The following is a 14442-nucleotide window of genomic DNA, read 5'->3' on the forward strand; positions in this document are numbered from 1 at the left end:
GCGACACCCCGCCACGCCACGACCTTGGTCGACACTGACTAACCGCCCCGCGCATGCGAGACTGTCTGACCGGGCGCAAGTCCGGTCGTATTTTGTCGGGAGTGTTCCATGTCGTTGTCCACCGGGCTGATCGCCGTCGTCGCCCTGGCCTATATGGCCATCATGTTCGCCATCGCCTTCTACGGCGACCGTCGCAGCACGCCCCTGCCGCCACGGATGCGCGCGTGGGTGTACAGCCTGTCGCTGGCGGTCTACTGCACCAGCTGGACGTTCTTCGGCGCGGTGGGCCAGGCGGCCGAACAACTCTGGTCCTTCCTGCCGATCTACCTGGGGCCGATCCTGTTGCTGCTGGGCGCGCCGTGGGTCCTGCAAAAAATGGTGATGATCAGCAAGCAGGAGAACATCACCTCCATCGCCGACTTCATTGCCGCCCGTTACGGCAAATCGCAAACCCTGGCGGTGGTGGTCGCGCTGATTTGCCTGGTCGGCGTCCTGCCGTATATCGCCCTGCAACTCAAAGGCATCGTGCTCGGGGTGAACCTGCTGATCGGTGCCGGCGCCGATGCCATGGGCACCCGCGCCCAGGACACGGCGCTGATCGTGTCGCTGGTGCTGGCGCTGTTCACCATCGTTTTCGGCACGCGCAATCTCGACGCCACCGAACACCACCGAGGCATGGTGCTGGCGATTGCCTTTGAGTCGCTGGTGAAGCTGTTCGCCTTCCTCGCCGTAGGAGCATTCGTCACCTACGGCTTGTATGACGGCTTCGACGACCTGTTCAATCAAGCGATGCTCGCACCGCGCCTGGAGGAATACTGGAAGGAAACCATCAACTGGCCGTCGATGGTGGTGCAGACCGGGGTGGCGATGATGGCGATTATCTGCCTGCCCCGGCAATTCCACGTCACCGTGGTGGAGAACATCGATCCGCAGGACCTGCGTCTGGCGAAGTGGGTGTTTCCGGCCTACCTCGCCCTGGCGGCGCTGTTTGTCGTCCCGATCGCCCTTGCCGGTCAGATGATGCTGCCAGGCTCGGTGCTTCCCGACTCGTTCGTCATCAGCCTGCCGCTGGCCCAGGCCCATCCGGCGCTGGCGATGCTGGCCTTCATTGGCGGTGCATCGGCGGCCACCGGCATGGTGATCGTCGCCAGCGTGGCGTTGTCCACCATGGTTTCCAACGACATGCTGTTGCCATGGCTGTTGCGCCGCAACAACGCCGAGCGCCCGTTCGAGGTGTTCCGCCAGTGGATGCTCTCGGTGCGCCGGGTCAGCATCGTGGCGATTCTGTTGCTGGCGTACGTCGCCTACCGTTTGCTCGGTTCGACGGCGAGCCTGGCCACCATCGGCCAGATCGCCTTCGCGGCAGTGACCCAACTGGCCCCGGCGATGCTCGGTGCGCTGTACTGGAAACAAGCCAACCGACGCGGTGTATTCGCCGGCCTCGCCGCCGGCACGTTCCTGTGGTTCTACACCCTGATCCTGCCGATTGCCGCCCGCAGCCTCGGCTGGTCGCTGGACGGCTTCCCCGGCCTTGCGTGGCTGCACAGCAACCCGCTGAACCTGCCGATCACCCCGCTGACCCAGGGCGTGGTGCTGTCGCTGGCGGGCAACTTCACCTTGTTCGCCTGGGTTTCGGTGTTGTCCCGCACCCGCGTCTCGGAGCACTGGCAGGCCGGGCGTTTCATCGGCCAGGAAATCAGCGCGCGGCCCAGCGCACGCTCGATGCTGGCGGTGCAGATCGACGACCTGCTGCAACTGGCCGCACGGTTTGTCGGTGAAGAACGCGCGCGCCAGAGCTTCATCCGTTTCGCCTATCGCCAGGGCAAGGGCTTCAACCCGAACCAGAACGCCGATGGCGAATGGATCGCCCACACCGAACGTTTGCTGGCCGGTGTCCTCGGCGCTTCGTCGACACGAGCTGTAGTAAAAGCCGCCATCGAAGGTCGGGAAATGCAGTTGGAGGACGTCGTCCGGATCGCCGACGAGGCGTCGGAGGTGCTGCAGTTCAACCGCGCCCTGCTGCAGGGCGCCATCGAAAACATCACCCAGGGCATCAGCGTGGTCGACCAGTCTTTGCGGCTGGTGGCCTGGAACCGTCGTTATCTGGAACTGTTCAATTACCCGGACGGCCTGATCAGCGTCGGCCGGCCGATTGCCGACATCATTCGTCACAACGCCGAACGCGGCCTCTGCGGCCCCGGTGAAGCGGAAGTGCATGTCGCCCGACGCCTGCACTGGATGCGTCAGGGCCGTGCCCACACCTCTGAACGGCTGTTCCCCAATGGCCGGGTGATCGAGCTGATCGGCAATCCGATGCCCGGCGGTGGCTTCGTTATGAGTTTCACCGACATCACCGCGTTCCGCGAAGCCGAGCAGGCCCTGACCGAGGCCAATGAAGGGCTGGAACAGCGCGTCAGCGAACGCACCCAGGAGCTGTCGCAGCTCAACGTCGCGCTGACCGAAGCCAAGGGCAATGCCGAAGCGGCGAACCAGTCTAAAACCCGCTTTCTGGCCGCTGTCAGCCACGACCTGATGCAACCGCTGAACGCCGCGCGGCTGTTCTCCGCCGCGCTCTCTCATCAGGACGACGGTTTGAGCGGCGAGGCACAGAAACTGGTGCAGCATCTCGATAGCTCGCTGCGCTCGGCCGAGGATCTGATCAGCGATCTGCTGGACATTTCCCGCCTGGAAAACGGCAAGATCAACCCGGATCGCAAGCCGTTCGCGGTCAATGAGCTGTTCGATATTCTCGGTGCCGAATTCAAGGCGCTGGCGCAGGAACAGGGCTTGAGCTTTCGCGTGCGCGGCAGCCAGTTACGCGTCGACAGTGACATCAAGTTGCTGCGGCGGATTCTGCAGAACTTCCTCACCAACGCCTTCCGCTACGCCAAAGGGCCGGTTCTGCTGGGCATCCGTCGGCGCCACGGCGAGGTCTCGCTGGAGGTGTGGGATCGCGGGCCGGGCATTCCGGAAGATAAACAGAAGGTGATTTTCGAGGAATTCAAACGCCTCGACAGCCATCAGACCCACGCCGAAAAAGGCCTGGGGCTGGGTCTGGCGATTGCCGACGGCTTGTGCCGGGTATTGGGCCACACCCTGCGCGTGCGCTCATGGCCGGGACACGGCAGCGTATTCAGTGTCAGCGTGCCACTGGCCCGCGCGCAGACTGTGCAGCCGAGCGCGGCGACCGAGGTCAATGGCAAGTTGCTCGGCGGCGCGCAGGTGCTGTGCATCGACAACGAGGACAGCATTCTGATCGGCATGAACAGCCTGCTGACCCGTTGGGGCTGTCAGGTGTGGACGGCGCGCAATCGCGAGGAATGCGCGGCGCTGCTCGACGATGGCATGCGTCCGCAACTGGCGCTGGTGGATTACCACCTCGATCACGGCGAAACCGGCACCGATCTGATGGCGTGGTTGCGCACTCGTCTGGGTGAACCGGTGCCGGGGGTGGTGATCAGCGCCGACGGTCATCCGGAAACCGTGGCGCAGGTGCATGCGGCGGGGCTGGACTATCTGGGCAAACCAGTGAAACCGGCGGCGTTGCGGGCGTTGTTGAGCCGATATTTGCCACTTTGAGAGTTGTGCCGGTCTCCAAGGACGCCTTCGCGGGCAGACCCGCTCCCACATTGAACCCTGATGTTCTTGTGGGAACGAGGTTGCTAGCGGCTACTCAGGCAACTCAACCAATCCGTCGGCGTCGGTCATCGCCCGCTCCAGCAAATCCGCCGGCAGGCTTTTGCTCGCCCGCGCGCCCAGCAATTTGAGCTGCTCGCTACGGCTGACAAGGTTGCCCCGCCCTTCTGTCAGTTTGTTTCGCGCCGAGCTGTAGGCTTTGTCCAGTTGCTGCAGGCGATTGCCGACCTCGTCCAGATCCTGAATGAACAGCACGAACTTGTCGTACAGCCACCCGGCGCGCTCGGCGATTTCCCGGGCATTCTGGCTCTGACGCTCCTGCTTCCACAGACTGTCGATCACCCGCAGGGTCGCCAGCAACGTGGTCGGGCTGACGATCACAATGTTGCGGTCGAAGGCTTCCTGAAACAGCGTCGGTTCGGCTTGCAGCGCGGCGGAAAACGCCGCTTCTATCGGCACGAACAGCAAGACGAAATCCAGGCTGTGCAAGCCTTCCAGGCGCTTGTAGTCCTTGCCGGCCAGGCCTTTGACGTGGCTGCGCAGGGACAGCACATGTTGTTTCATCGCAATCTGGCCCAGCGCATCGTCGTCGGCGGCAACGAATTGCTGATAGGCCGTGAGGCTGACCTTGGAATCGACCACCACCTGCTTGTCGCCCGGCAGGTAAATGATCACGTCCGGCTGGAAACGCTCGCCGTCCGGGCCTTTGAGGTTGACCTGCGTCTGATACTCGCGGCCCTTCTCCAGGCCGGCATGCTCCAGCACCCGCTCCAGAATCAGTTCGCCCCAGTTGCCCTGGGTCTTCTGGCCCTTGAGGGCGCGGGTCAGGTTGGTGGCTTCGTCGCTCAGGCGCAGGTTCAATTGCTGCAGTCGCTCCAGCTCTTTGGCCAGGGAGAAACGCTCGCGGGCTTCGGCCTGATAGCTTTCCTCGACGCGCTTTTCGAAGGACTGGATGCGCTCTTTCAACGGGTCGAGCAACTGGCCGAGGCGCTGCTGGCTGGTCTCGGCGAAACGCTGCTCGCGCTCGTCGAAAATCTTCCCCGCCAGCTCGGCGAATTGCGCGCGCAGCTCATCACGGGAGCCTTGCAGGTCGTTCAGGCGTTGCTGGTGGCTTTCCTGTTGCTCGCGCAGTTCGGCATTCAGCGAGGCCGCGTGAGCGTCCAGGCGCCGCAGTTCGGCTTCCTTGTTGGCGCGTTCGAGATTCCACGCGTGGGCGGCATCACGGGCGTCGTCGCGCTCGATTTGCAGCAGTTCGACTTCGCGGCGCAACGCAGCGAGATCAGCCTGCTTGGCGGCATTGGCCTGGCCGAGATCGGCGACTTCATCGCGGCTGGCTTCAAGTTGAGCGTTGAGACCGTCCTGGGCCATTTGTGCCATGGCCAGGCGTTCCTCCAGCAGCGCGACGTCAGCCTGTGCGTTGCCAGCCCGGCGCTGCAACTGCCAGGCCAGCGCCAGCAACGGCAGCGCCGCACCTGCCAGACCGAGCAAGATGCTGGTCAAGTCCATCGCCATAGAGATTCCTGCCGATCCGATAAAACCTGAAGGTTAACCAAGGCGTCAGACCTTGGACAGCTCAGTCTTCGATCAGGCCGAGTTCCTGTTGCGCGCGACGATCGCCGGCACGGGCGGCCTGGCGCAGCAGATCCTGGCCGATGCGACGATCCCGGGCATTGCCGCATTCACGGCACATCAATTGACCGAGACGGCTTTGCGCGGCGACCACACCTTCCCGGGCCGGTTGCTTGAGCAGGCGGCCGGCCAGATGCTTGGCATTTTGGTTGGTGCCCAGACGCGGACTGTCCAGCAGCCATTCGGCCACGCGTACGGAAAATCGTTTGGGAGCGGTAACACCAGGAGGTTGCGAGGTAACAGCGTCTGATACTGAGCGAAACTTCATAAAGCACTGTAGGGCAAATCGGAAGGCGCGCCACTCTACTCTTTTTTTCGCTCAGGTAAAGTCGAAAAAAACCCGGCACGCCCGTGCTAGAGCAAGCGCTAGGGACAATCCACAGAAGCTGTGGATAACTCAGTGGACAACCGCCTTCCAACCCGCGCAAAGCCTTATGGAATGGGGCTCGCAGTCAAACTGACGATTTTTTCACCAGTTAAAAAAAGCGATGTTTTTCATTGACTTAAACTTTTGATACAGGCAGTGACCGGGGTCAGGTTCGACATGACAGCGCCGTTACAGTCTGCGCAACTAATGTGCACAAGTACCTGTTACGCAGTTATATCGATGCGCCTTTTCGGGTCGTTTTTGACGCTGAGGTTGGGGATAACCGCTCGCGGTCTGCGTCTCCATGCGTATTGGGCGGACGACCAACGGTCGGATCTCGATCCATGACAGGGCGCCGGCCGCGACCAGAGCGAGGTCGATCCAGCGATTCGAGATTTTTTGCATTGCCGTTTGCGTTCGCTGTCAGGTTCCGTTAGTATCCGCGCCGTTAGTACCAAGCTGAAAGTCAATTCCGGTCGCATACATCCCCACGGTCAGCCTTCTGTCACAGAAGCCCTCACCGACAACAGCGGGAACGACCCCTCGATGGTTTCCAGGTAAATCTTGCGTCAACACTGCCTTCGAATGATTGCGAAGGGTGTTGCGAAGAACACTTACTCTGACCGAACCAACCTGCAGATTGATCAGGATCTTCACCCCGGGCCAGAACCTCTGCCCTCGATGTGCTGCCTGTCCTCCTAAGTACCTACCTGCCAGCCCAAGCGCGCCAACTTATCAGCGCTTCAACTGGCTGCTTTGTTCCAGTCGGGTTCTTCGTTCGACCAACGGTGGTCGACGTTACTGGAACGTTTTAACGTTGCACGGTTCTTAACCGTGTCATTTGTAGGAACACCTAATAACTATGTCTACTCAAATCCAGACTCAGGATGCCATTCGCACCCTCACCAACGCTTTTGCTCCAATGAACTGCCTCATCATGGCCGCTCGCAAAGGCTGCTTCAGCTTCACCGTGGTCAATGAACACGGGATCGCCCGCCACAGCGAGCGTCTGTACCCCGATCAATACTCCAGCGCCGAACCGCTGCAGGCCGTGATCGATCGCACCCGTCAGGCATTGATCGCCTGAGCAGCCGAAATGGCCGCAAAAGTACGAGCCCCGCTTGAAACGCGGGGCTTTTTATTGCCCGATGTTTCCCTTTTTGCCGGTCACGCTTAAGCACCTTCCGGTATAACGGTTATAACTGCCGTCCGGAAATATTTTAAAAACAGGCCTTTACGTCGCGAATATGACACTACACTTCAACTCAAGCGGCGTGATCCGCTTCCGGCGGGCCTGAGTCGATCCACTGCTGCCAAGCACCCCCTTCAGGCCCGTCGCCCACTTCGTGTTTCGAGGGTTTTATGGGTATCGCTGCCAGCGAACTGTGCCGCTATGTGATCCGTCCGACGCTGCTGTACCTGGGACGTCACTGCGCAACCGCCGAATCCCTGCTGCTGGGCATTGCCGCCAGCCAGTCAGCCCTGGGTTCCGCCCTGCACGATCGCCGTGGCCACGGCCTGTACCGGATCGCCGAACATCGCCATCAGGCCTTGTGGGATCACTATCTGGCGCTGGACCCGGAGCGTGCCAGCCTGGTGCGAGGCCTGGCCAGCCAGCATGCATTCCTCAGCGGTCCGCACCTGGAACTGACCGTCAACCTGCGCTACGCCACGGCCATTGCCTGGTTGCTGGTGGAAGAACAGAACCCCACCCTCCCCGACCCCGACGATCTGCTGGGGATGGCCCGAATCTGGCGCCAGACCTTCCAGCCCCAGGGTCGCCTGCGCGACTTCACCTACGCCTGGCAGACCTGTGTTTCACCGCTGAATCAGGTCGCATGCTGACCCACCGGTTTCGCAAGATCGGCCAACAGGTCGCGAATCTGGTCGGATTGTCCTACAAAACCGCTCTAACTCAAGCCATACGGACTATAGCGCCCGGACGAAAATGTTGGTAATTTTCGCCCCGGTGATCACCAGGAGTTCTAATAATGAAAAAAGTCATGCTCAAAACCACCCTTAGCCTCGCCGTTACCATGGCATCCACCCAGATCTTCGCAGCTGGCTTTGCCATCAACGAACACAGCATCAGCGGGATGGGAACTGGGTACGCCGGGCGATCTTCTTCTGCCGACGACGCAAGCACTGTTTACGGCAACCCTGCCGGCATGTCGCGCCTCACCCGCGAACAGGTCACTGGCGGTGTTGCATTCCTCGATGCCAAGACCGATATCAGCGACGCCAGCTCCAGCCCGAACGGCGGCAGCAACAAAGGCGACATGGTGCCCTTCACCTCCGTACCTATGGGCTTCTACGTCAAACCGATCGATGAGCATTGGGCATTCGGCCTCGGCGTATACGTGCCGTTCGGCCTGATTACCGATTATGAAAACGGCTTTGCCGGCCGTTACTTCGGCAGCAAATCCGAAGTGCAGGTCATCACCTTCCAGCCGACTGTCAGCTACAAGTTCAACGACGTCGTGTCGATCGGCTTTGGCCCGACCATCAACCGCATCGACGGTTCGCTGGAATCCAACCTGTCGATCACTCAGGCGCTGCCGGACGGCAAGGTCAAGATCAAGGGTGACGACACCGCACTGGGCTACAACATCGGCGTGCTGGTGCAGGCCACCGACACCACTCGCCTGGGTCTGACCTATCACTCGAAAGTCGACTACAAGCTCGAAGGCAACACCAAGGTCAACTACGGCGCACTCGCTGCCGTCGGCCTGGGCGCAAGCCAGAAGTACGACGCGTCGCTGAAGATCACCACGCCTGAATCCGTGGACTTCTCGGTCACCCAGGCCATCAACGACCAGTGGAACGTCTACGCCGGTACTACCTGGACCCGCTGGAGCCAGCTGGAGAAGATCACCGTCAAGAACTCCGGTGTGCAGCCTCTGCTGGCCGGTCAGTTCGGCGAAATCACCGAAGACCAGAACTGGCACGACTCGTGGGCCTACGCCGTGGGCACGTCGTACCAGTTGAACAAGGAATGGGTACTGCGCACCGGTCTGACCTTTGACCAGTCGCCGACCAACAACGTCGACCGTTCGCCACGCATTCCTACCGGCGACCGGACCATCTTCAGCATCGGTGCCGGCTGGAGCCCGACCGACGACCTGACCATCGATGTTGCCTACTCGTACCTGAAGGAAGAGTCGGTCAAGATTCGCAACGAAAACGATCGTGGCCAGAGCTACGACGCCAAGTATGAAAACTCGGCAAACGGTTTCGGTGTCGGTGCGACCTACCGCTTCTGATGCAGCACGGCGAGGCTAACCCCTCGCCCACAAAAAAGCCCCGCCGTCCTTGTGGACGCGGGGCTTTTTCATGCCTGCCATTGAGTGTGCAACGCCGCTCATTCAGCCAGGGGCTTTGACGCAATCGCCTTCTCAATCGCCGCCACAAACTCCGGATCGTCGGGTTTGGTCAAGCTGGAGAAGTTGGCGATTACCTTGCCCTGGCGATCGACCACGTATTTGTAGAAATTCCACTTCGGCGCGCTGCTCTGGGCGGCCAGCACCTGGAACAGGTGGGTGGCGCCGTCGCCACGGACTTTCTGCGGCTCGGTCATGGTGAACGTCACGCCGTAGTTGGCGTAGCAGACCTTGGCGGTCTCCGCGCTGTCCTTGGACTCCTGCTTGAAGTCATTCGACGGCACGCCGAGCATTTCCAGCCCTTGCGCCTTGTAGCGCTGATTGAGCGCCTCCAGGCCTTCGAACTGCGGGGCGAAACCACAGAAGCTGGCGGTGTTGATCACCACCAGCGGCTTGTCAGCGTAACGCTGGCAGAGGTCGATGGATTCCTTGGCGCGCAATTTGGGCAACGAGCCTTGCAGCAGCTCCGGACAGTCGGCGGCCTGGGCCAGTCCGGTCAACGCCATCAGCAACGCGGGAACAGCACACCAGCGCTTCAGCATGTCGGGCATCCTTGAAAGTCGTCAGACCTTGACGTTACTCGCCATGCCGACCATCTAGCAAGCGGCGTTCCGGCAAACGCCCCCTAACAGGAACCAAGCCCCAACTGCATCATCGCCAGCCCGCCCTGATGCCAGCCCCACCACACCAGCGCCAGCAAGGCAGCGCCAAGTGCGGTGAGGGCGATCTGTGGCCAAAGGCGATTCACGCGGCGCTCGCACGGGTTTGCAGGCGCTCGACCGGACGCTCGCGCACCGGCCAGTTCAACGCGGCCGCCAACAGGCTCAGCAGAATCGCCACTTGCCAGATCAAGTCATAACTCCCGGTACGGTCATACACCACTCCGCCCAGCCAGCCGCCGAGGAACGAGCCGAGCTGATGGAACAGGAACACGATACCGCCGAGCATGGACAGGTTGCGCACGCCAAACAAGGTCGCCACCGTACCGTTGGTCAACGGCACCGTCGACAGCCACAGGAAACCCATGGCCATGCCGAACAGGTAGGCCGACGTGGTGGTCACCGGCAGCCACAGGAACAGCGCAATCACCACCGCCCGCAGCAGGTACAGCGCGGTCAACAGGCGCGGCTTGGACATCCGTCCGCCGAGCCATCCGGCGGTGTAAGTGCCGAAGATGTTGAACAACCCGATCAACGCCAGCACGGTGGTGCCGACCGTGGCCGGCAGATGCTGATCGACCAGGTACGCTGGCAGATGCACGCCGATGAACACCACCTGAAAACCACAGACGAAGAAGCCGAACGCCAGCAGCCAGAACCCGGAATGCGAGCAGGCCTCACGCAGGGCTTCGGACAGGGTCTGCTCGTGGCCGAGCGCCGGCAGCGGCTTGTCCTTGAGCATGCTCACCAGCGGCACGATCATCGCCACCAGCAGACCCAGCACCAGCAACGCCGCCGACCAGCCCAGCCAACCGATCAACCCGAGCGTGCCGGGCAGCATGGCGAACTGGCCAAACGAGCCGGCAGCGCTGGCAATGCCCATGCCCATGCTGCGTTTCTCCGGCGGTACGGCGCGACCGACCACGCCGAGGATCACCGAGAAAGAGGTGCCGGACAGGCCGATGCCGATCAGCAAGCCGGCGCTCAGGGACAAGGTCAGTGCCGAATCGGACAGCCCCATGAACACCAGACCGAGGGCGTACAGCACACCGCCGATCAACACCACCCTGGCCGCGCCGAAGCGGTCGGCCAACGCACCAGTGAACGGCTGCGCCAGGCCCCAGATCAGGTTCTGCAAGGCAATGGCGAAGGCAAAAACCTCACGCCCCCAGCCGAACTGCGCGCTCATCGGCGACAGAAACAGCCCGAAGCCATGCCGCACGCCCAACGACAACGCCAGAATCAATGCACTCCCCAGCAACACCCAACCGCACGTACGCCACATCGAACTCATTGTTATTCTCCGTCGCGGGTATATACCCGCTTAAATCCGGAAAAACTGGCGTCAAGCCAGTTCATCCAACAGTTTCAGCAAGGTTTCACGCTTCTCGGCGCCCAGGCGGTCGATCAACCGCTGCTGCGCCGCTTCCCAGGCCGGCAGGGCAGCCGCCAGGCGTTGGATTCCGGTTTCGGTGAGCCGGACGATGCGGTTGCGCATGTCCGCACCCTCGGCCAGCGTCACCAGCCCTTCTCCCTCCAGCACCCGCAGGTTGCGCCCCAGGGTACTGCGATCCAGGCCCATCGCCTCGGCCAGTTCGGAAATGCTCGGTTGATCCAGACGCTGCAGGTTGCACAGCAAAGAATACTGGGCAACGTTGATCCCGAAGCCATCGAGGGCGCCGTCGTAATGCCTGCTGACGCCACGAGCGGCGCGACGCAGGTTGGTGCATAAACACTGAGAAGGAAGCATGATGCGTGTATATACCCGCGACTGTGTTAAATCAAGTTACAGATGAATTTGTTCAGTGACATCTTGAGTGCCCGCGAAGGCGCCGGATCATTCACCGGTAATCGCTCAGACCAACGCCAAGCCAACCAGCACCGCCATCTCCAGCAATTCCAGCAATGCCCCCGCCGTGTCGCCCGTCGTTCCGCCCAGTCGCCGCAACATCACCTGCCGCAACCAGACAAACCCGACCACCGCCACCAGCAAAGCCACTGCCCCGCTGAACCCGGCAATCACCAGACACCCCAGCGCACTGACCATCAACACCTGCCAGCCCACCTTGCGTGGCAGATGATCGGCCAGCGCCTGGCCCAATCCACCGGCCCGCACATAAGGCGTGGTCAGGAACAATCCGAGCAGCGCCGCGCGCCCGATCAGCGGCACGATAATCAGCGTCAGACCTTGTTGCTGTTCGATCAGCGCCAGCAACGCAGTGAATTTGAGCAACAACACCAACCCCAGCGTCACCACCGCGATCGGCCCGCTGCGCGGATCTTTCATGATCGTCAGCGTGCGCTCGCGGTCGCCAAAACCGCCGAGCCAGGCATCGGCGCTGTCCGCCAGCCCATCCAGGTGCAGCGCACCGCTGAGCAGCACCCACAACGTCAGCAACAGCGCCCCATGCAGCAGCAATGGCGCACCGGCCAGCGCCAGGTTCGCGCCCCAGAGGATCACGCCGAACAGCAATCCCACCAGCGGATAAAACAGCAGCGAGCGCCCGAGTTGCTCAGGCTCGGGCATCCCCGGCAGACGAATCGGCAGACTGCTGAGAAATTGCAGGGCGATCCACAGTGGCAGCATCTCAGCCGATCTCCTTGAGCGAACCATCGGCTTCAACGATCAGCGAAAACAGTCCGCCATGGCCGACCTCGACGTTGAGCAATTGCTCACGCGGCAACCCCCGAGCCCGGGCCAGCAACAAGCGCATGACCCCGCCGTGACTGATCAACAGCACACGCTCACCGACATAGGCCGAATACAGTCGCTCAATCGCATCCAGCACGCGAACGGAGAAATCGGCCACCGGCTCGCCCTGGGGCGGCGTGAACGCGTAAGGGTCCGCCCAGAACAACCCCAGCGCCTCGGCGTCGGTGTTCATCAGCGCCGCTGCGCTCTGCCCTTCCCAGGCGCCAAAATGCAGTTCTTGCAGTTGTCTGTCGTAAGTCACCGGCACACCCAGCTGCGCACCGAGCTGTTCGGCAAACCGCGCGCAACGTTGCAACGGCGAACTGACCAGACGATCCCACGGCCCCTGTTCGAGTACCGCCGCGCGCATCTGCGCCCAGCCGTTTTCAGTCAGCGCGTCGTCGAGACTGCCGCGCAAGCCGCCACCCAGTTCGGTTTCACCGTGACGCAGCAAATCCAGACGCAATGTCATGCCGGACGATCCGCCACCGCTGCTTCGGCGAATGTCGCCATCTGCCCGTGCAGGTCGCAGGCCAGCCGCAACAACGGCACGGCCAGCGCCGCACCACTGCCCTCGCCCAGACGCAGACCGAGTTCCAGCAGCGGTTCGGCCTTCAGCGTTTCCAGCACATGGCGATGGCCCGGCTCGGCGCCCCGATGCCCGAACAGCAGCCACTCGCGACATTGCGGATTCAGACGCACCGCCACCAGCGCGGCGACCGTACAGATAAAGCCGTCCACCAGCACCGCGATGCCTTCCTGGGCACAGGCCAGATATGCACCGACCAGCGCCGCGATCTCGAAACCGCCGAGGTTGAACAGGGTCTGCAACGCATCGCCACGCTGTGCCGCGTGCAGGGCCAGCGCGCGCTCGATCACCTGCGCCTTGTGGCTGACGCCTTCGGCATTCAGGCCGGTGCCGGGGCCGGTCAGATGCGCCACCGGGCAATCGAGCAAGGCACAGGCCAGCGCGCTGGCGGCGGTGGTGTTGCCGATGCCCATTTCGCCGCCGATGAACAATTGCGCACCGGCCGCTTGCGCCCGCAGCACGCTGTCACGGCCGGCCTGCAAGGCCAGTTCACCCTGCGCCCGGGTCATCGCCGAGCCCTGAACGAAATTCGCCGTGCCGGCGCCGATGTTCAGGTGACGCACGCCCGGCAGGCTCAGCGACGGGGTCACGGTGCCCAGATCCACCACTTCAAGCTGCGCGCCGAGTTGCCGCGCCAGCACGCTGATCGCCGCGCCACCGCTGACGAAATTCAACAGCATCTGCCCGGTGACTTCCTGGGGGAACGCCGACACACCTTCGGCGACTACGCCGTGATCGCCAGCGAAAATCGCAATCCACAGCTGATCCAGGCGCGGCTTGAGCTGACCCTGCAACCCGGCCAATTGCACCGCGACCGCCTCCAGTCGCCCGAGCGAACCGGCCGGTTTGGTCAATTGCTGTTGTCGCGCGGCGGCATTTGCGACGGCATCGCTGTTCACGGGTTTGCACGGGTTCAACCACCACGCTTGGGTCATAACGCAGGTCCTTTCAGAGTCAGGGGCAGGCCGGCGACGGTCAGGACAACTCGCTGACAGCGCTCGGCCAGAGCTTGATGCAGCCAACCGGCTTCATCGACGTAGCGGCGAGTCAATTCGCCCAGCGGCACGACACCCATTCCGGTCTCGTTGCTGACAAAAATGATTTCCCCCGGCAATCCGGCCAGACAGTCCAGCAGGGCTTCACGCTCGGCGGCGAGGCGTTCGGCATTGTCGAGCATCAGCAGATTGGTCAGCCACAGGGTCAGGCAATCCACCAGCAGGCAACGCTCGGCACTGGCGTTCTGGCGCAACACTCGGGCCAGCTCCAGGGGTTCTTCGATCAACGCCCATTCGGCCGGACGCCGGGCGCGGTGATGGGCCACGCGCTCATTCATTTCGCCGTCCAGCGGTTGGCTGGTGGCGATGTAGGTCACGGCCAGCGCGCTGTCGCTGGCGAGTTTTTCAGCCAGGCGACTTTTGCCGGAGCGGGCGCCGCCGAGAATCAGTTGCAGCATGGGAACGTCCTGAAAAATAGGCAGTGAGGCGCTAAAC

14 protein-coding genes are annotated in these 14442 nt (G+C 62.2%); 4 read left to right on the top strand and 10 right to left on the bottom strand.

Annotation, left to right across the window (positions count from 1 at the left end; translation table 11 throughout):
- Positions 1-108: 108 nt before the first annotated feature.
- Positions 109-3579 carry a hybrid sensor histidine kinase/response regulator gene (locus KVQ74_RS15745; protein ID WP_217832068.1) on the top strand — a complete coding sequence of 1157 codons (3471 nt, stop codon included), beginning with the start codon at positions 109-111 and terminating at the stop codon, positions 3577-3579.
- 90 nt (positions 3580-3669) lie between these two features.
- Here the strand turns inward: KVQ74_RS15745 and rmuC are convergent, their stop codons facing one another.
- Positions 3670-5034: a DNA recombination protein RmuC gene (gene rmuC / locus KVQ74_RS15750; protein WP_217832274.1), complete on the bottom strand. Its 1365-nt coding sequence runs from the start codon at positions 5032-5034 to the stop codon at positions 3670-3672.
- Positions 5035-5209: 175 nt separating this feature from the next.
- Complete coding sequence (locus KVQ74_RS15755; RefSeq protein WP_217832070.1) at positions 5210-5533, bottom strand: SEL1-like repeat protein; 324 nt, start codon at positions 5531-5533, stop codon at positions 5210-5212.
- A gap of 961 nt (positions 5534-6494) precedes the next feature.
- Here KVQ74_RS15755 and KVQ74_RS15760 point away from each other — a divergent pair.
- From KVQ74_RS15760 to KVQ74_RS15770, 3 genes are all read left to right on the top strand, one after another.
- Positions 6495-6719, top strand: a complete 225-nt coding sequence (locus tag KVQ74_RS15760) for a hypothetical protein (RefSeq protein ID WP_007950419.1) — start codon at positions 6495-6497, stop codon at positions 6717-6719.
- 275 nt (positions 6720-6994) lie between these two features.
- A complete protein-coding gene (locus KVQ74_RS15765; RefSeq protein ID WP_217832071.1) occupies positions 6995-7477 on the top strand; it encodes a hypothetical protein in 483 nt (160 codons plus the stop codon).
- 146 nt (positions 7478-7623) lie between these two features.
- Complete coding sequence (locus KVQ74_RS15770) at positions 7624-8895, top strand: OmpP1/FadL family transporter (protein WP_217832073.1); 1272 nt, start codon at positions 7624-7626, stop codon at positions 8893-8895.
- A 98-nt stretch (positions 8896-8993) separates the two neighbouring features.
- Here KVQ74_RS15770 and KVQ74_RS15775 read toward each other — a convergent pair whose 3' ends face one another.
- The 8 genes from KVQ74_RS15775 to cobU form a co-directional block, all read right to left on the bottom strand.
- On the bottom strand, positions 8994-9554 hold the full coding sequence (locus tag KVQ74_RS15775; protein WP_217832074.1) for a glutathione peroxidase: 561 nt from the start codon (positions 9552-9554) through the stop codon (positions 8994-8996).
- A gap of 83 nt (positions 9555-9637) precedes the next feature.
- Positions 9638-9760, bottom strand: a complete 123-nt coding sequence (locus KVQ74_RS29415; RefSeq protein WP_262150000.1) for a hypothetical protein — start codon at positions 9758-9760, stop codon at positions 9638-9640.
- Positions 9757-10965: an MFS transporter gene (locus tag KVQ74_RS15780; protein WP_217832076.1), complete on the bottom strand. Its 1209-nt coding sequence runs from the start codon at positions 10963-10965 to the stop codon at positions 9757-9759. The genes KVQ74_RS29415 and KVQ74_RS15780 overlap by 4 nt, the downstream gene beginning before the upstream one ends.
- A gap of 51 nt (positions 10966-11016) precedes the next feature.
- Positions 11017-11421, bottom strand: a complete 405-nt coding sequence (locus tag KVQ74_RS15785) for a MarR family winged helix-turn-helix transcriptional regulator (protein ID WP_217832078.1) — start codon at positions 11419-11421, stop codon at positions 11017-11019.
- A gap of 105 nt (positions 11422-11526) precedes the next feature.
- On the bottom strand, positions 11527-12258 hold the full coding sequence (locus KVQ74_RS15790) for an adenosylcobinamide-GDP ribazoletransferase (protein WP_217832080.1): 732 nt from the start codon (positions 12256-12258) through the stop codon (positions 11527-11529).
- A gap of 1 nt (position 12259) precedes the next feature.
- On the bottom strand, positions 12260-12835 hold the full coding sequence (gene cobC, locus KVQ74_RS15795; protein WP_217832081.1) for an alpha-ribazole phosphatase family protein: 576 nt from the start codon (positions 12833-12835) through the stop codon (positions 12260-12262).
- Positions 12832-13887: a nicotinate-nucleotide--dimethylbenzimidazole phosphoribosyltransferase gene (gene cobT, locus KVQ74_RS15800; protein ID WP_217832083.1), complete on the bottom strand. Its 1056-nt coding sequence runs from the start codon at positions 13885-13887 to the stop codon at positions 12832-12834. Before cobT ends, cobC begins: the two co-directional genes overlap by 4 nt.
- A complete protein-coding gene (gene cobU, locus KVQ74_RS15805) occupies positions 13884-14405 on the bottom strand; it encodes a bifunctional adenosylcobinamide kinase/adenosylcobinamide-phosphate guanylyltransferase (protein ID WP_217832084.1) in 522 nt (173 codons plus the stop codon). The genes cobT and cobU overlap by 4 nt, the downstream gene beginning before the upstream one ends.
- Between the last annotated feature and the right edge of the window lie 37 nt (positions 14406-14442).

It is taken from the genome of Pseudomonas botevensis (assembly GCF_019145475.1).
GTDB classification, from domain to species: domain Bacteria; phylum Pseudomonadota; class Gammaproteobacteria; order Pseudomonadales; family Pseudomonadaceae; genus Aquipseudomonas; species Aquipseudomonas botevensis.

Coding starts and splice junctions, on each gene's coding strand:
- KVQ74_RS15745 (WP_217832068.1), top strand. CDS start 109: ATGTCGTTGTCCACCGGGCTGATCGCCGTCGTCGCCCTGGCCTATATG.
- KVQ74_RS15755 (WP_217832070.1), bottom strand. CDS start 5,533: ATGAAGTTTCGCTCAGTATCAGACGCTGTTACCTCGCAACCTCCTGGT.
- KVQ74_RS15760 (WP_007950419.1), top strand. CDS start 6,495: ATGTCTACTCAAATCCAGACTCAGGATGCCATTCGCACCCTCACCAAC.
- KVQ74_RS15765 (WP_217832071.1), top strand. CDS start 6,995: ATGGGTATCGCTGCCAGCGAACTGTGCCGCTATGTGATCCGTCCGACG.
- KVQ74_RS15770 (WP_217832073.1), top strand. CDS start 7,624: ATGAAAAAAGTCATGCTCAAAACCACCCTTAGCCTCGCCGTTACCATG.
- KVQ74_RS15775 (WP_217832074.1), bottom strand. CDS start 9,554: ATGCTGAAGCGCTGGTGTGCTGTTCCCGCGTTGCTGATGGCGTTGACC.
- KVQ74_RS15780 (WP_217832076.1), bottom strand. CDS start 10,965: ATGAGTTCGATGTGGCGTACGTGCGGTTGGGTGTTGCTGGGGAGTGCA.
- KVQ74_RS15785 (WP_217832078.1), bottom strand. CDS start 11,421: ATGCTTCCTTCTCAGTGTTTATGCACCAACCTGCGTCGCGCCGCTCGT.
- KVQ74_RS15790 (WP_217832080.1), bottom strand. CDS start 12,258: ATGCTGCCACTGTGGATCGCCCTGCAATTTCTCAGCAGTCTGCCGATT.
- cobC (WP_217832081.1), bottom strand. CDS start 12,835: ATGACATTGCGTCTGGATTTGCTGCGTCACGGTGAAACCGAACTGGGT.
- cobT (WP_217832083.1), bottom strand. CDS start 13,887: ATGACCCAAGCGTGGTGGTTGAACCCGTGCAAACCCGTGAACAGCGAT.
- cobU (WP_217832084.1), bottom strand. CDS start 14,405: ATGCTGCAACTGATTCTCGGCGGCGCCCGCTCCGGCAAAAGTCGCCTG.